This is a genomic window from Candidatus Palauibacter soopunensis (assembly GCF_947581735.1).
Lineage (GTDB): Bacteria > Gemmatimonadota > Gemmatimonadetes > Palauibacterales > Palauibacteraceae > Palauibacter > Palauibacter soopunensis.
The window spans coordinates 1-16,891 of record NZ_CANPVT010000043.1; the positions used below are offsets into that span (position 1 = coordinate 1).

Below are 16,891 nucleotides of genomic sequence, written 5' to 3' on the forward strand. Positions count from 1 at the left end.
CGCTGGAGGCGCTGGACGGCGTGCTCTCCGGGGTGGACGGGGGAGGCACGACCGCGGCCGAGGCGATCGAGCGGCTCCTGGCCGCCCAGATCGAACTCCGCAACGGACGCCGCCTGGAGGCCGCTATGCGCTCCAGCCGCCTGCCGTACGTGAAGACCCTGGCCGCCTTCGACTTCGCCTTCCAGCCCTCGATCAAGCGCGAGCAGATCGACGCGCTCCACGAACTCGGCTTCCTGGAGCGGCAGGAGAACGTGGTGTTCCTCGGACCGCCCGGCGTGGGCAAGACGCACTTGGCGATCAGCCTGGCGATCACGGCCGCCGAGAGCGGACGCAAGATCTACTTCGGCACCCTGACCGACCTCGTCACCTCGCTGGAGGAGGCCAAGGCCGCCGGCAGGCTCGACCGCCGCCTGAAGATCCTCACCCACCCGGCGCTGCTCGTCGTCGACGAGATCGGCTACCTGCCGGTGACCCAGAGCGGGGCGGTCCTGTTCTTCCAACTCGTCAACCGGCGCTACGGCAACGGCTCGACCGTGCTCACGTCCAACAAGGGCTTCGAGGAGTGGGGCCGCATCCTCGGCGACGAGGTCATGGCCGCCGCGCTGCTCGACCGGCTGCTCCACCGCTGCCACATCGTGAACATCCGGGGCAACAGCTACCGCATGCGCCGCCACGCCGAACTCTCGAAGGCGATCCATCCGCTTGCCAGCCGAATAGACGCCGAATCACCGGCGTCCGGAGAGGGTGCGTCATGACGGCCGCGCTCCCGGCCCGCTGCCCCGCTCCGGTCGCTCCGCGGGGCAGCCGCAGAACCGGGACATTTTCCATGCCGATAACCGGGACATTTTCCGTGCCTATTGACATCCAGCCTGATTCGAGGCCCCGAATCATGGTCCCCGGATCACTTGAAGACGGATCGCGATCCCCCCGGCGTGCGCACCAACCGGGCCCACTCAGGCTCCGTTGAACTCGGCATCCGTGCAAACGGGTTCGGAAAGATAGCGAGCCCAGCGCTCCATCACCTCCCGTCGCCGCGCGAAGAGCGTGCCTCTGGCGTAGGCCGCTTCCACCTTGTCACGTACGACATGGGCCAAGGCCGCCTCGGCCACCTCCCTGGCCACGCCCGTGTCGCCGCACCAGACCCTGAACGACGTGCGGAACCCATGGGGCACCGCGGCAACTCCGTTCTCCCTCAGCAGCTTCGAGAGCGTGCTTGCCGAGAGGACCCGGTTGGTCGGCGAGGGGAAGACGAGTCCATCCCCGCCAGAACGACGGCGGGCTTCACCGAGGACGTCGATGGCCCTCGAAGTCAACGGCACCCTGTGCGTGCGCCCGGACTTCATGCGGTCGCCCGGGACCGTCCACGTCTCCGCCCCGAGGTCCATTTCCTTCCACATGGCGTGGCGCACCTCGCCCGACCGCGCCGCCGTCAGGACCAGAAACTCGAAGGCGAGCTTGGTCGCCGGCCACGCCCGCGAAGCGCGGATCGCCTCCAGCGCCGCACCCACCTCCCCGTGGGGAAGTGCCCGGAAATGCCGCCGCCCCGTCCCGTGCCGAGGGAGCGCCGAACCGATGGCGTCGCCGGCCGGGTTGCTCTCGCGGTAGCCCTGGGCCACCGCCCACTTCATGATCGCCCCGATCCGCTGCCGCACCCTCCGGGCCGTCTCCGGCTTGCTCGACCAGATCGGCAGCAGGACATCCATCACGTCCGCCGTCGTGATCTCGTCCACTCCCTTCGCGCCCAACCTCGGCATCGCGTAGTCGCGAAGACTCGCCCTCCACTGGCCCTCGCTCTTCCCGCCGGGACGCCAGGACTGGCGGTGGATGGCGATCACCGTCTCGGCCGCTTCCTCGAACTTCGGCGAGGCGCGCCGGGCCAACCTCGGATCTTCGCCGGCGCGGGCGGTCCTGCGGTGCTCGAAGGCCTTCTGGCGGGCTTCGGCGAGCGTGACGTAGGGGTATCCGCCCAAGCCCAGATCCACCCGCTTTCCGCCGACGGTGCCGCGCCAAATCCACTGCTTGCTCCCCGAGGGGAGCACCCGTAGGATCAGGCCGTGCTGGTCCCCGTACTTGTCGGCGCCGGTTCGGCCGCTGTGGACTACGTTTCGGACGAACAGGCCGGTGAGGCCGTTGGCTGATTTCGGTGTTTTCGCGGTCATTTCTTCGCTCGGAGTCGGATATGGTGTCCCACGTCACGTCCCACACTCCGTTCAAGAATACCCGAAACATCGCGGGACGTCAAGGGACGGCAGGCGGGCCGTAACGTTCTTTGGGGGAGGGATTTAGGACACGTTGCGGGACCGGCACGGATCGCGTGGGAATGGCGGGGAGGCGGACACCCCCTCCGCCTAAGAAGGAAGGTGTGGGCGGCTCGAAAGAGTCTCGTGGGTTCGAACCGAGCGACCGAAGGGAGTGAGCTCGGCGAGCGAAGCGAGCCAATCCCACCCCCTCCGCCTCCCTACCTCCGGCCTCACCCCGGAGGCTTCCGGACGGGTGGCCGAGCGGACTAAGGCGCACGCCTGGAGAGCGTGTGGGCAGCAACCCTGCCTCGTGGGTTCGAATCCCACCCCGTCCGTATTTTTTAGGTATCAGACGGTTGCACGATGTCCCTCTTGGGTCACCAAAACCCTTGAAGGACACAGGTTTACACGTTCTTGACGTCTCACGTGGTGTCACGTAGTATCACTCAACTCGTGATACTGGGAGTGATAACCACATGAAGCATCCAAAGCGACTCAGCGCCTCGTTCGTGAAGACCGTCTCGCGTCCGGGCCGCTACGGAGACGGGCGGGGCGGCTACGGGCTGAGCCTGCTCGTGAAGCCCACCTCGACCGACCGGCTATCGAAGACCTGGGCTCAACGGCTGCGGATCAACGGCAAACCGGTCAATCTCGGCCTCGGCGTTTACCCGCTGGTCACGCTCCAGGAGGCTCGAGAGCGGGCGCTGGTGAACCGACGGATCGTCGTTCAAGGAGGAGACCCTCGTGGCGGCGGTGTCCCGACGTTCGAGCAAGCCGCCGAAAAGGTGATCCAGATTCGCCGCCCAAGCTGGCGCGGCCACCGGTCCGAGATCCAATGGAGGCAGAGCCTCGAGAAGCACGTCTACCCGCGGATCGGAGACAAGGAAGTCGACGAGATCACCAGCAATGACATCCTCGCCGTTCTCCAGCCGGTCTGGTTCGAGCGGCCGGAAACGGCGCGTCGGTTGAAGCAACGGCTCTCGGCGATCATGCGGTGGTCGATCGTGGCCGGCCACCGGAGCGCCGCGGATCCGGTGGCCGGGATCGGAGAGGCGCTCCCCAAGCATAACGGCGGCAAGAAGCACTTCCGCTCGCTGCCGCACGCCGATGTCGGCGAAGCGCTGGCCAAGATTCGAGCCTCGCAGGCATGGCCATCGACGAGGCTCTGCTTGGAGCTTCTCGTCCTCACGGCGACGCGTCCCTCCGAGGCTCGGTTGGCGTCGTGGTCGGAGTTCGACGGCGAGAACCGGGTTTGGGTGATTCCGGAATCGCGCACGAAGGCGAACAAGCCCCACCGCGTACCGCTCTCGGACGCGGCGCTCGCGGTGCTTGAAGAGGCGTCGAGGCTATCGGGGCCCGAGGGGCTGGTCTTCCCGGCTCCGAGCGGGAAGCCGATCTCGATCGCGACGCCCTCGAAGCTGATGAAGGATCTCGGACTCAACGCGACGGCGCATGGATTCCGCGCTTCGTTCCGGTCTTGGGCGGCCGAGTTCGGCGCGGCGAGGGAGGTCGCGGAGGCCGCGCTGGGGCACGTCGTGCGGGGCGTCGAGGGCTCGTACCAGCGCAGCGATCTACTGGAGAGCCACCGTCGCGAGTTGATGGGGGAGTGGGCCAACTACGTCGCCCTCGGCACCGATGGATGAGGAGTGGGGCGGAGTGCTTGGGCGACGGATCACGATCCCCAACGACCGCGCTGACGGCAGGTAGGGGGCCTTCCCGCAAGGGATCGCTGGTACGCTAGCGACCCGACGGGGTCGGGGTGGGGGGTGCGCAAGCACACCCGGCCCCGAACCCGTACCGAGCCCTCGGCGAGGTGGGTCGCTAGCGTCACGGCCTGAGCGCCCCGTCCGCCACGAACGGCGGGGCTCTCAGGCCGAAAGACGTTGCCCGGCCAAGGGATGAGCGGGAAGGCCGGTGCGCAGCACCGGAGTGCCAAAACGCGCATCGGACCCCCATGTCGTTTGCGCGCTCAGGTACGGCTCCAACGTCGGGTGCGGGCTTTTCGGGGTTCGAAGGGGGCGAGAGCTCGCGATCAGCGTTCGTTGGCACGGTGACTCGACGTCGCCGGTTTGGCGGGGTAGTCCTCGCGCTTCCCCGTATCTCCAGCCTGAATGACGAAGTCCCGCCGGTCGCGATACAGGCGCGCCCGGTTCAGCACGTAGTCCTGCCCGTCGTCGAGGTTGACCGCGTCCCAGTGGGTCATCAGCCAGTACTTGTAATCACCGATGAACAGGTAGGAGTTCGTCGTGCCGAAGAAAAGGCCACTGACCCCCTCTCCGGCTCGGAACCGGGCAACAACCACCTCGATCAGCGCATTCTGGCGGTCCTTGCGGCTGAGGACGTACTCATGGGGCCATGTGTGCCGGTAGGTGACGGCTTCCCGCCACGGTGCGCGATCGATCAACTCGGCGATCTTCAGGTCTTCCAAACCCTCACCGTCCTTCCGCTGAGAAAAACCGAAGCCCTCCGACAGGTGGCCCGCTGGAACCGCCTTCTCTGGTGCCCTGGCGTGTTGGTCCCCATGTGCTTACGGGCTGTCGGAAACGAGCAAGCGCCTCAGCTTCTCCAAGATGCGCGCTCGGCGCGCCTCGTAGAAGCCCAAGAACCTCTTCATTTCGGCTGGGACGTCGCCGAGATCGTGCAGGTGGCAGTGATTCCGCCTTTCGTCCTCGGAGTATTGGTCGCGTAGCCAGTCGGCGGGCAGCTTGGCGCCCTTGCTCGTGTTCTTCGATCCCTCGAGAAGCTGGAGGTTCGCAAGGCGGTTCATCCGATCCTGGTACTCGGGGATTTGTCCCTCATCGACGCCGGCCTCGTCCAGGCGTGCCGGGGTCATCAACGCGCGAGGGAAGACATGGTCGATGTGAAAGCGGTTCGTCGCCACGTCGACGAACCCGTACAGAACGAAGAGAAGGCTATATGCTCTTCCACCGTACCCGGCGTCGGCCAGATCCTGGAGTTCCTCGTCGTGGAAGGTCAGTCCCTTGCCGCGGCTACGCATCGCCTCTTCGATCGCGTGAGTCGGGAAGCCATCCGCTCCAGAGCTCTCCCGGATCGCCTTGCGGATCGCTACCAGCAAGTTGTCGACGCCGCCGCTCCAGATCCCGCGTTTCAGCAGCGAGCGAATCAGCCACCAACGAATCGCCTTGCGGTCCTTGTCACCCAACGACGGCTGCCGGTGGTGGAGGTAGTAGGCGATCGGCAAGAGGGCGTTTGCCGAGATCAGGCTTTGTCCGGAGTAGCCGAACGAAGATGCGAGCTCCACCGTTTCTGAGATCGTGTTCCTGATCGGATCCCACTGGTGCTGCAGCGCCCCGATCTTCGACTTTCTGAAGTTCTCGACCTTGAACCGGATGCTGTCGCTGTCGCCGAGCATCAGACAGGCCTTGAGCACAAAATCGTGGTTGAACCGGAAGCCGCTCCCGATCGCCCCGATCTCGTCGACGAGGGCATGGATCTCCTTCCGCGCGTCGATCTCGTCCCATTGAGCCACCGCCATGCTGAGGAGCATGTCCGAGTAGGAGAGCGCGGTGCCGCCGCTGTTGGCACGTACGAAGATGTTGAGAACCCGTTCCGGGTTCTGGTCCGGCTCTTCGTAGGCCGAGATGATGCCGTCACTGTGAATGACGCGGTGAAGCTTGGTGAGCATCTTCTGAGGCTCGCGAGTCTTCTTGAGCTCCTCATGGTCATGGACGAAGTCGATCAGGTCGTCCGAGGCGTCCTTGACGTCGAGGATGTCTCCGACGGGATACCAGTGTTCGTGGTCGCTCCCTCGTTCCGGCGCTCCTTTGTCATCAACGGGGAGGAGGCGGAACTTGTACGAGAGTTCTTCTTCGTCCTCCGTGCGCGGGGCGAGTAGATCGAGGAAGAGCCGTCGTTCAGGAAAGGCGCGCGGGTTGTTCCACCACAGGCGGGGTAGCTTCCATTTGCCGGACCCATGGAGCCCGACGTTCAGCGCCGTGAGGCGTTGCTGCCCGTCGAGCACCGCCTTCAGACCGGGCACGGCGTCCGGCGCCCCGTGGACGAGGTTGTGGGGGTTCCGTTGATCGTAGTTGGTGATGAACTGGTAGAAGCTGTAGTTCTTGGCGGTTTCGGGATCGACTCGCCAGAACAGGAAAGATCCGATGGGGTAGCCACGCATGAGGCTGTCGAAGAGCCGCTCGATCTGATGGGGCCGCCAAACAAACTCCCGTTGAATGGCCGGAAGCAGGTAGCGGCTGTTGTGGATGTTGTCGGTTGCCTCCTTGATCGAGATCGCCGTCTGGAATGCCATGGTGAGGTACCGCCCTCCTCGGACTGGGCCGTGTGTGTGAACGTTGCGGGCAGGTCGTATTCGCTGCCGCAGGGGACGCAGCGTCGCGTTAGCTTGAAGGGTCACTGTAGCAGTTGGCGACAATTTCCGACAGCTCCATTTTGGGAGATGCGCGAGAGTGGGGAAGGGGTGTGCGGAGGTGATGGAGCACGTGCCCGAGTCGGCCGACCTCCCGGTGATCCTACGCGCTCCGCTTAAGGGGACGCGTCGAATCAGCGGATTGGCCCCGCTTCTATTGACCTAGCCTCTTCTCCAGAACCCTCTTCGTTAGGAGGAGAGGTGGTTCGATGAGCGATTTCGATGAGGGCGTCATTCTGCGGGCGCACCGGTTCCGCGCCGAGATGGCCGGCTATCGGCTCGAGCGCGGCCATTACATGGATGGAGAGGACGACCGGGCGGATCGGTGGTATGTGGTACTCGCTTCCCTCACGGTCTCCACGGCCGCCGACCGCACCGGCCCCGGGTTCCGTACCGCCGCCGCTGCAGCAGACGAGGCTGAGCGGCTCGCCAGCCAAGAGCGAAACTCGCGCAGACGCCCATGACCGATGACGCCAAGCGGGGTGCTCCTCAAGCTCAAGGAACGGGGGTTCACCGAATCGAGGCGGAAGAGGGCATTCCGGTGCATCAAGGGAGATCCCTGATCGTCTGGTGGCTCGACCGAGAATCGGAGCGCCGCGGCCGCACGGGGGGGCCTGGCCCAGTTTCCACCCGCTGCCAGTTCCCTCTAGGCTAGCGTCACCTCGCGGATTCGGCGCCGCTCTGCAAGGAGAACGGCGTGGGGTGGTCGCTGGCGCGGTAGTTGCTGTCAGCCGAGGCATCACGGGCGGCCCTTGTGAATGACGCTGGACGGGATGTTCGCTCAGCGCGAAACCGGCACGCGGCGCGTCAGAAGGGTGTCGCGCCTGGGACACCAGCCATATTCTTCCCGGCGACCACCGACCTAACCCAACTCCTCCCCCCGTAACGACGGCAGTCAATCGTGCCGCGAATCTTCGACAACCTAGAGGCGCCCACCAAGCTCCTCCCGGCCCTTCAAGAGACGCTCGCCCTTTCGTCGCGGGCCGACTTCTGCGTTGGCTACATCAATCTTCGCGGGTGGGGCGGCGTGGGCCCGCTGATCGACCGGTGGAAACCGGGCGAAGGTCCGTGCCGCATCCTCGTTGGAATGCAGAAGGTAGCCGAGGACGAGCTTCGCGAGCACTTCGCCAGTCGGACAAGAGAGCGGCTCGGGATCGACAACCGGACCGCGCTCCGCCTTCGCCGCAAGCTGGCTCGGGAATTGCGTGAGCAGCTGACGTTCGGAGCACCAACCAACGAGGACGAAGCCGCTCTCCGGCGGTTGGCCCGCCAACTGCGCGCTGGCAAGGTCAGGGTGAAGCTGTTCCTCCGTCACACCCTCCACGCGAAGCTCTACCTGCTGTACCGGGACGATCCGGTCAATCCGGTTACTGCGTTCCTCGGTAGCAGTAACCTGACGTTCGCGGGGATGTCCGGTCAGGGCGAACTCAACGTCGATGTGGTGGATCAGGACGCAGCCGGCAAGCTCCAGTCCTGGTTCGAGAATCGCTGGCGCGACCCCTTCTGCATCGACATCACCGACGAGTTGATCGAGATCATAGAGGAGAGTTGGGCTCGTGAGCAGCTCGTTCCGCCCTACCACGTCTACCTGAAGATGGCCTACCACCTATCGTACGACGCGCGCGAGGGGCTCAACCAATTCAGCATCCCCCGAGTCTTCAAGGATAAGCTGTTCGACTTCCAGGCGGCGGCCGTGAAGATCGCAGCGCACCACCTGAACACGCGTGGCGGCGTACTGATCGGGGACGTCGTCGGGCTCGGCAAGACACGGATGGCCACGGCGGTGGCCCGGATCTTCGAGGACGATCTCGGGCTCGAAACGCTGATCATCAGCCCCAAAAACCTCGTCTCCATGTGGAGGGACCACGCCCATGAGTATCGGCTGCGAGCCAGAGTCGTGTCGCTCAGCAACGTGCTCACGGATCTGCCGGAAATGCGGCGCTACCGGCTCGTCGTGATCGACGAGAGCCACAACCTTCGGAACCGCGAAGGCAAACGCTACCGGGCCATTCAGGAGTATCTTCGGGAGAACGAGAGCAAGGTCATCCTTCTGACGGCGACGCCCTACAACAAGACGTACCTCGACCTGTCGAACCAGTTGCGGCTCTTCGTTCCCGAGGACCGGGACATCGGCATTCGCCCCGAACGGCTTCTCCGCGCGGTGGGCGAGGTCGAGTTTGGCGCAAGCCATCAGGTGGGGCCACGCACGCTGGCGGCCTTCGAGAAGAGTGAAATCCCGGACGACTGGCGCGACCTAATGCGCCTGTACCTGGTGCGGCGGACGCGCACCTTCATCCAGAAGAACTACACCGAGACGGACCCCGACACCGGTCGGCCCTGCCTGATGGTGGCCGACGGGTCCAAGAGGATCTTCCCGGAGCGAGTACCGGCCACGCTGAAGTTCCAAGTCAGCGACGGCGATCCCAACGACCAATACGCCCGGCTCTACCACCAGGATGTGGTGGACACCGTCATAGGTCTCTCGCTGCCGCGCTACGGGCTCGGGAACTATGTGTCCGACGAGCGAATGTCGACTTCCTCAGAGGAGGAACGGCAGATCCGGGATCTATCCCGGGCCGGCAAGCGCCTGATCGGCTTCTGCCGGACGAATCTCTTCAAGCGCCTTGAGAGCAGCGGATCGGCGTTCCTCCAGTCGGTCGAACGCCACGTCCTGCGCAATCGCGTCTTCCTCCATGCGATCCGCGACGGTCTCCCGCTTCCAGTGGGGAGCCAGGAGGCTATACTGCTTGACGCCGCTCCGCCCGACACCCGTTTCAGCGACGATGAGGACCGCGACGCGCAAGGGGTGATCCCACTAGACGACGAACAGCCGTCGGCTGATCCGTGGGACATGGAGGCGCTGCGCGGACGCGCGGCTGCAGTCTACAAGACCTACGTGACGAGCTTCCACACACGGTTCAAGTGGCTGCGGTCCGATCTGTTCGTGTCCGCGCTGGAGTCGGCACTGGAGGCTGATACGCAAGCCCTGCTCCAGATTCTACATCGAGCCGGTCGATGGGATGAGAATCGCGACGCCAAGCTCGACGCGCTCTACGCATTGCTGACCGAGCAGCACCCCGACCAAAAAGTCCTTGTCTTCTCCCAGTTTGCCGACACGGTCCACTACTTGGCGAGGGAGTTGAAGAGACGGGGAGTGGATGGGCTGGAGGCCGTCACGGGCGACACGGAGGCTCCGACGCTGCTGGCCCGGCGGTTCAGCCCCGAAAGCAACGGTGGTCTGCCTGCCGCAGAGACGGAGATTCGGGTCCTCATCGCCACAGATCTCCTCAGCGAGGGCCAGAATCTTCAGGACTGCGCCGTGGTCGTGAACTACGACCTCCCTTGGGCGATCATCCGCCTCATTCAACGTGCCGGGCGCGTGGACCGGATCGGCCAGAGCGAGCCAACGATTCGCTGCTATTCGTTTCTCCCCGCTGACGGGGTCGAACGCATTATCAGGCTGCGCGGCCGCGTGAAGACCCGCCTCTCCGAGAACGCCGAGGTCGTCGGAGCCGACGAAGCCTTTTTCGAGGACGACGCGGGGATGGACCAAGAGAAGGAGAATCAACTGATGCTCGACCTCTACAATGAGAAGGCCGGCATCCTGGACGAAGAGGACGATGGCGAGGTCGATTTATCCAGCCAAGCGTGGCAGATCTGGAAGAACGCGACGGCGGACGATCCCAAACTGAAGCGGGTGGTCTCGGAGCTTCCCGATGTCGTGTACACGTCGCGGCGACATACTCTGCCGGGTCGACCGGATGGCGTGCTGCTCTTCGTACGTACTGGCGAGGGTCACGATGCGTTGGCATACGTGAACGCGGAGACCGGACGGAGCGTGACTGAGTCGCAGATCGAGATTCTGGCTGCTGCCGAGTGCGAGCCGGGAACTCCGGCGCTGCCGCGCCACGAACGCCACCACGAGCTCGTCGCGAATGGTGTAAGTCACATTGTGATTGAAGGGCGCAGAATCGGGGGCCAGCTTGGGCCGAAGCGAGGCGCGCGGTATCGGACATACACGCGGCTCAAGGCGTGGGCGGATCATGCGGAAAGGCAGATGCCTCTTTTCGATCTGCCGAGCCTCCGTCGGGCACTCGACGACATCTACAAGTATCCACTTCGTAGCGTGGCGACCGACGCACTCAACCGGCATCTTCGTGCGGGAATGAACGACGACGAGCTGGCCAGCCTCGTGATCGGGCTTCGGGATGAGGACCGGCTGTCCATACGCGACGACTCGGAACCTGAGGCCGGCGAACCTCGCATCATCTGCTCAATGGGACTGTTCGATAACATATCAGCCGACAGTGAGCATGAGGCCGATACATGACGCAGCCCGCAACGACCGACCTTCGCCCCAAGCTGACAGCCTTTGATTTCCGGGCGCTATTCGTGGAAGGGTTGGGGTGGAATCACTTCCCGGCTGCTAGGCCTCTCGAGATCGGCGTCGACGAGCAATCTTACTCCCTGCGGCCAGTTGCGGAAAAGGCGGGATTCGCCGTCTACGAATGCTGCCCTACGTCGGGGCAGCCGATTCCCGCCTACCCCATTCGGCGGAGGATTGACAACCAGGTAGCCAGGATAAGCTTTGAGCATCTCGTCATCTTTGTTGATGATCGGCGCCGCCAGCAGATTTGGCAATGGGTGAAACGTGAAGGCAGGAAGAGGCGGTACCGGGAACAGCACTACGATATCGGCCAAAGCGGCGAGCCACTTCTCCAGCGTCTCGTCCAGCTTGCCTTCACACTCGATGAAGAGCAGCGACTCGACATCATCGGAGTGGCCGCCAAAGTCAAGAAGACCTTTGACGTCGAAAGAGTAACAAAGAAATTCTATGAGCGTTTCAGGGAGGAGTTAGTCGCCTTTCAAGGGTTCATTCACGGCATCGCATCTCAGGGGGATCGCGACTGGTATGCCTCGCTGATGCTGAACCGCATGATGTTCGTGTATTTCGTCCAAAAGCAGGGGTTCCTAGACGACGACCTCAATTATCTTCGTAATCGCTTGGTGCGCCTCAGGCGGCAGAATGGCGGCGGGCAGTTTCACCAGTTCTACAGACTCTTCTTGCTACGCCTGTTCCACGAAGGCCTCGGACAACCGGAGGCACAGCGCGCCCCTGACCTCGCGGACTTGCTGGGTAAGGTTCCGTTTCTCAACGGTGGGTTGTTTGATGTTCACGACCTTGAACGAGTCAATCCCGACATAGCGATTCCTGACGAGGCCTTCGAAGGGTTGTTCGATTTTTTCGATTCGTACCGCTGGCACCTGGACGAACGACCGGGACGCCACGATAACGAGATCGATCCAGATGTTTTGGGATACATCTTTGAGAAGTACATCAACCAGAAGCAGATGGGGGCGTACTACACGAGGGAGGACGTCACCGGGTACATTACACGCAACGCCGTGATTCCGTACCTACTGGATGCGGCCAGGAAAGAATGTCCGGTAGCGTTTGGGCCGGACGCAGGAGTTTGGAGGCTCTTATCGGAGGATCCAGACCGCTACATCTACCCGTCCGTTGGCCACGGAGTTGTGTGGGATGTTCGGCGGGACAAGCTCCCGGAGCGTCTGACCAATCCGTTGGAACTTCCCGAGGATGTGGAGTGCGGTATAGATGACATATCCAGACGTGGAAATTGGCGGGAACCGGCGCCGCGGGAATATGCTCTGCCGACCGAGACCTGGCGAGAGGTCGTCGCCCGTCGCCAGCGCCACCAACGGATTCGCAGCAAACTCGCCGGCGGGGATGTTCAAGACGTCAACGATTTCATTACTCATAATCTTGACATCGAGCAATTCGCTGGCGATCTTATCGAACAGAGCGAGGGCCCCGAGCTGCTACGGGCCGTGTGGCAGGTCATGCGGGATGTTTCCGTCCTGGACCCCACATGCGGGTCCGGAGCGTTCTTGTTCGCCGCGCTCAACGTCCTCGAGCCTCTCTACAGGGCGTGCTTGGAAGGCATGCGCGGGTTCGTCGCCGACTTGGACCGAACCGATAGGACCACTCATCCCAGCGCGCTGAGCGACTTTCGGGCTGTTCTCGCCGAGGTCGACACCCACGCCAGCGAACGTTACTTCATCCTGAAGTCAATCGTTCTCAACAACCTCTATGGTGTCGACGTTATGGAAGAGGCGGTCGAGATATGTAAGCTCCGCCTCTTCCTCAAGCTGATCGCCCAACTGGACGAATACGACCAGATCGAGCCGCTACCAGACATCGACTTCAACGTCCGCGCTGGGAATACTCTGGTAGGGTTTTCGTCACTCGCGGCGGTTCGTCAGGCTATGGAGGTGACCCCAGAAGGGCAGTACCGCGCCCTTTCTGAGCAGGATCAAGCAACGCTAAGTCGCATTGAGTCTGATGCCCGGATCGCAAGTCTTGCCTACGATGACTTCAGAAAGCGTCAGACCGTCCTGCACGGGACTCCGACCGGCTCCGACAAGGAGCACCTTCGTACCCGCCTCAGGCGACTTGACGATGAGCTCAATCGGCACCTCGCTGCCGAGTACGGAGTCTCCGAAAACGACGACGACGCCTATACGCGTTGGCGCACCACGCATTGCCCATTCCACTGGTTCGTCGAATTCTACGGCATAATGAACCGAGGTGGCTTCGATGTTGTGATCGGCAATCCACCGTACGTTGAGTACAGCAAGGTTCGTGGGAAGTACCAAGTCCGGGGGTTCCTGACAGAATCATGTGGCAACCTCTATGCGTTCGTGCTGGAGCGTTGTAAGGACATCATGAGAGCGGACGGATCCATCAGCATGATCGTACCCCTGAGTGGCCACAGCACCCGACGGATGATGCCGCTCGTCCAAAGGTTCTATAGACAGTTTGGCTCAGTTCATCTCTCAACATTCAGCGGCGATGCGAACCCGAGTCGCTTGTTTGATGGAGTGAAGTTCCGCTTGGCGATCTTCGTTGCGTCTCAGAAGAGCGGAGGGATCCGCACGACACGCTACATGCGTTGGTATGCGGAGGAACGTGACCATTTGTTTGATGGTTTGGAGTATGTGTCGGTTGGCGAGCTGCCTCTCGACAAGACGATACCTAAGGTGTCGAGTCCGCTACATCGCAGTGTGTTGCAGAAGCTGGCCGGTCATGAGTCCGACATCCACAAGGCGGAGTCTTCCGATGGTATGATCTTCTACCACTCGGCGCCGGTCAACTGGATCCGGGCGCACACCCGTGCCCCGTACTTTCATAGCGCTCGCGATGGGCATAAGAGATCTGGGAAGCTAAAGCCCCTGACAGTTGCCGAAGAACGAAGTCCGAGTGTCCACGCTATATTGTGCAGTAGCACATTTTTCGTTTGGTGGCTATCCAGCAGCGACTGTTATGATCTCATCAAATCACAGATCGCCGGTTTCCCGATGGTTCATTCGCAGAGGCTGGTAGATCTGGCTGCGGTGCTTGAAGACGACATGGACTCGAAGACGAAGCGACGAGTGTATCATTATAGGACGACCGGTCGCGTGGAGTACGACGAGTTCTACATGAAGCTGTCCAAGCACGTGATCGATGAAATCGACCGAGAATTGGCACGTCACTACAGATTCACTGCAAAGGAATTGGATTTCATCCTAAACTACGACATAAAGTATCGACTCGGACGGTAGCTTCGCGTCGCGGACGCGGCCATATGAGCGGCGCTCGCGCAGGGGCGCGTATTGCCGCTGGCGAGAGTCGTATGAGAGGCAGCATGGCAACTGACAGTCGAGCCGAAGGGCCGCCATCACGATGACCACTGAGACCGCTAGCGAGGTTACCGGCCTCCTTCAGCGTGCGTTCGAAGGCACACATGTGGTTTTCGTGAACGCTCACGGCAGACCCAATCCGATTCCATTCGGTGACGTCGCGCCGCACCTCATGGCAAATGACGATTGGTCGGCGCGGTATCGCATTGAGCAGGTTGCGAACGAGGCTACACCCTGGCGCTACGGACCGGCGTTTAGCGCCCTGCAGAAGTGGGTGGAGCGCCATTTGCAAGAACCCACGGAAGTGCGCCCACCGGCAGACACTGTTGCGCTCTACCGTGGCGGGAATTGGCGACCCAATAGGATAACGAACCCCGTGGTCGCCACGCGGAAACTGATGCTGGCTGCCGAGCGTGCCGGAGCGGATGAGATAGGCAGGCTGGTCACAGAATTTCTCAGTCACGGCCTCATCCAGACGGAGCAATTCTGTTTGCTGAAGGGGTTCGCCATCGAATCGCGGATCACGCTGGACGACTACTGTACTCTCATGCCGTACCGCGATATGGTGCACTACCTCAAGAGGAAGCACACAAACACGCTGTTCGACAAGTGGCCGGAAGAAGACACCAATGTTTGCGTGCTCCGGGCCACACGGTTTGAGGACAGATTTGTCGACCCCCCGGAAGAGGGGGGCATGGTTTATGGCAGTCCTCTCCTGAAACACGGCCCGGATCACCTAGCCCGGCTTCTCAGCGTGGTATGGGGGTATGGGTTCAGCTGTTTCATGAGCGAAGTTCGGGTTCCGCCCTCCGTCAACGCCGCACTACCTTACGACGGTCTGCTCGGTGGTGGCGGCATGGTCCGTCAGACGGAATTGCTTGCGATGGGGTTCGGGACGCGGGGCCAGAAGCGTCCCCTGCCAGCGTCAGAATTGTCTGACTTGGCAGCAGCGTACTTACGTCGTAGCGAACAAACTCAGCGCGTGCTGGATCTTGCCCTGCGATGGTTTCGTGAGAGCCTAACGCGGACTGAAGTGGAAGACACCGTGATGAGTCAGAGCATCGCGCTGGAGACATTGTTTGGTGAGCCCGGCAAACACCACGACATCGGGAAGAGGCTCAGATCGCGTGGGTCGTGGTATTACGCCGACTCGCTGAAGGAAAGGCACAAAACGAGGAAGCTCCTAGAGGAATTCTACCAACTGCGATCGCGGATCGTCCACGGCGGCGCCGTGGCGAATCCGGATCCGTCTCTCATGCAGGAAGTTTCCAGCGTGCTCCGGTCAAGCATCAAATCGATGATCGCAAATGGCCGGCCGCAGGACTGGAGCGGAGCCAAGGGAAGCGGGTCCATACGACGCGATCCCCCGCGGTCCGAGGACGACATCCCGTCGGACAAAGCCGACTCCGCAAGTTGTATGGATTCTACAACTGTTTGCAGCCGAGTAACTTAGGAGTTTTGCGGGCCAGACTCCCGCTGAATGATTCCCGCTGGTCGGGATTTCAGCCCCGAACCCTGTTGCGGCCTTCCAGCGCCGTCCTGAGTTGTCCAGCGTCCGGTCTCTGGTAGCACCTGAGCACCGTCTGAGCATCTTTCCACCCGCCAAGCTCGCAGAGCACCTTGAGCGGCAGGTCCATCAGGTCGCTCGCGAACTTCCGCCTCAGCGAGTGCCAGCCCCGCCGAGCCTTCGGCTCCAGTCCCGCGAGCGTCTGAGCTCTCTTCCACCACTGAAACGCGCAAACGCGGCTCATGCACTTCGTGGCATCGCCCGACCCCGGCAGCACCGGGGCATTCTCGCTCTCGTCGCTCATCCTGCATGCCTCCTCCAAGGCGCTGACCGCCTCGTCGGTCAGCGGCGTGACGTGCTCGTAGCCCGTCTTCTCGTGTTCCGCCCGCCACCGCACCTCACGGCCCTCGAAGTCGATGTCGTTCCAACGGAGCTTGCGAATGGCTCCGATGCGGTGGCCTGTCTCGTGCGCGAGCACGAGGGCGACGTGGAACCGCCAGCCGACCTGCCGCGACACCTTCAGGAGCGCCCGGTACTCGTCCTCCGTGAGAACGACCCGGGCGGGGTTCTTCTCCCTGGGCTTCCTCAAGCCCTTCAGCGGGTTCCTGTCGAGCAGCGGGCGTCCCCGTTCGTCCTTGGACCTCTCGGCCCAGTTCAGGACCGCCATCAGGAACGTCAGGTCCCACTCGATCGTCCGGTTGCCCACGGGCTTGCCCGAACGTCCGGCCCTGCCCGCGCGGCGCGCTTGGATGAAGCGGTCCCAATCGCGCTGGGAGAAGGTGGCGGGGTCCCGGTCCCGTCCGAAAAAGTCGAGGAACATCGCGGTTGCGACCCTGTCGCGCTCGCGGGTCCGCTTCCCCTTCGTCGGGGTGACCTCCTCACCGTAGATGTCAAAGAGCGTCCCTAGCGTGAGCGGCTCGGGCTCGGCTTGCGCCTTGCCCCCGATCTCGGGACCGACGAACCCGGCAGCGAACTCTATCACCTTGATCCAAGGTAGTCCAGCAAGGTCCTCCTGATATCCCATAAAAGCTTGTATACCAATGGTTTTCGTAT

The 16,891-nt window shown here is 62.6% G+C and carries 10 protein-coding genes and 1 tRNA gene; 7 read left to right on the forward strand and 4 right to left on the reverse strand.

Translation table 11 applies throughout. The features are described 5' to 3' along the window. A partial coding sequence (istB, locus tag RN901_RS11470) for an IS21-like element helper ATPase IstB (protein ID WP_310758423.1) occupies positions 1-755 on the forward strand: 755 nt, incomplete at its 5' end. Positions 756-953: 198 nt separating this feature from the next. Here istB and RN901_RS11475 read toward each other — a convergent pair. After that, positions 954-2,159: an integrase arm-type DNA-binding domain-containing protein gene (locus tag RN901_RS11475; protein ID WP_310758424.1), complete on the reverse strand. Its 1,206-nt coding sequence runs from the start codon at positions 2,157-2,159 to the stop codon at positions 954-956. Between the two features lie 328 nt (positions 2,160-2,487). Between RN901_RS11475 and RN901_RS11480 the strand changes: the two genes are divergently transcribed. Then, a tRNA-Ser gene (locus RN901_RS11480) sits at positions 2,488-2,575 on the forward strand. 141 nt (positions 2,576-2,716) lie between these two features. Continuing rightward, positions 2,717-3,883 (forward strand): tyrosine-type recombinase/integrase, encoded by a 1,167-nt coding sequence (locus RN901_RS11485; protein ID WP_310758425.1) that lies wholly within the window; start codon positions 2,717-2,719, stop codon positions 3,881-3,883. A 389-nt stretch (positions 3,884-4,272) separates the two neighbouring features. Here RN901_RS11485 and RN901_RS11490 read toward each other — a convergent pair whose 3' ends face one another. Together RN901_RS11490 and RN901_RS11495 are read right to left on the reverse strand one after the other, a co-directional pair. Next, complete coding sequence (locus tag RN901_RS11490) at positions 4,273-4,668, reverse strand: hypothetical protein (RefSeq protein ID WP_310758426.1); 396 nt, start codon at positions 4,666-4,668, stop codon at positions 4,273-4,275. A gap of 99 nt (positions 4,669-4,767) precedes the next feature. Further along, on the reverse strand, positions 4,768-6,510 hold the full coding sequence (locus RN901_RS11495; RefSeq protein ID WP_310758427.1) for a DUF262 domain-containing protein: 1,743 nt from the start codon (positions 6,508-6,510) through the stop codon (positions 4,768-4,770). Positions 6,511-6,836: 326 nt separating this feature from the next. Between RN901_RS11495 and RN901_RS11500 the strand changes: the two genes are divergently transcribed. From RN901_RS11500 to RN901_RS11515, 4 genes are all read left to right on the forward strand, one after another. Then, positions 6,837-7,091 carry a hypothetical protein gene (locus RN901_RS11500; RefSeq protein ID WP_310758428.1) on the forward strand — a complete coding sequence of 85 codons (255 nt, stop codon included), beginning with the start codon at positions 6,837-6,839 and terminating at the stop codon, positions 7,089-7,091. 437 nt (positions 7,092-7,528) lie between these two features. Continuing rightward, positions 7,529-10,957: a helicase-related protein gene (locus RN901_RS11505; RefSeq protein ID WP_310758429.1), complete on the forward strand. Its 3,429-nt coding sequence runs from the start codon at positions 7,529-7,531 to the stop codon at positions 10,955-10,957. Further along, on the forward strand, positions 10,954-14,253 hold the full coding sequence (locus RN901_RS11510) for a DNA methyltransferase (RefSeq protein ID WP_310758430.1): 3,300 nt from the start codon (positions 10,954-10,956) through the stop codon (positions 14,251-14,253). Before RN901_RS11505 ends, RN901_RS11510 begins: the two co-directional genes overlap by 4 nt. Positions 14,254-14,374: 121 nt before the next feature. After that, the gene (locus RN901_RS11515; RefSeq protein WP_310758431.1) at positions 14,375-15,784 is read left to right on the forward strand and encodes a HEPN domain-containing protein; all 1,410 of its coding nucleotides are present in this window, start codon (positions 14,375-14,377) and stop codon (positions 15,782-15,784) included. Positions 15,785-15,833: 49 nt separating this feature from the next. Here RN901_RS11515 and RN901_RS11520 read toward each other — a convergent pair whose 3' ends face one another. After that, positions 15,834-16,820, reverse strand: coding sequence for a tyrosine-type recombinase/integrase (locus tag RN901_RS11520; protein ID WP_310758432.1), 987 nt, complete (start codon positions 16,818-16,820; stop codon positions 15,834-15,836). Positions 16,821-16,891 lie beyond the last annotated feature (71 nt).

Bases quoted from the DNA above. Each gene is read 5' to 3' on its own strand.
- RN901_RS11515 (WP_310758431.1), top strand. From the start codon at position 14,375: ATGACCACTGAGACCGCTAGCGAGGTTACCGGCCTCCTTCAGCGTGCG.
- RN901_RS11500 (WP_310758428.1), top strand. From the start codon at position 6,837: ATGAGCGATTTCGATGAGGGCGTCATTCTGCGGGCGCACCGGTTCCGC.
- RN901_RS11475 (WP_310758424.1), bottom strand. From the start codon at position 2,159: ATGACCGCGAAAACACCGAAATCAGCCAACGGCCTCACCGGCCTGTTC.
- RN901_RS11495 (WP_310758427.1), bottom strand. From the start codon at position 6,510: ATGGCATTCCAGACGGCGATCTCGATCAAGGAGGCAACCGACAACATC.
- RN901_RS11485 (WP_310758425.1), top strand. From the start codon at position 2,717: ATGAAGCATCCAAAGCGACTCAGCGCCTCGTTCGTGAAGACCGTCTCG.
- RN901_RS11510 (WP_310758430.1), top strand. From the start codon at position 10,954: ATGACGCAGCCCGCAACGACCGACCTTCGCCCCAAGCTGACAGCCTTT.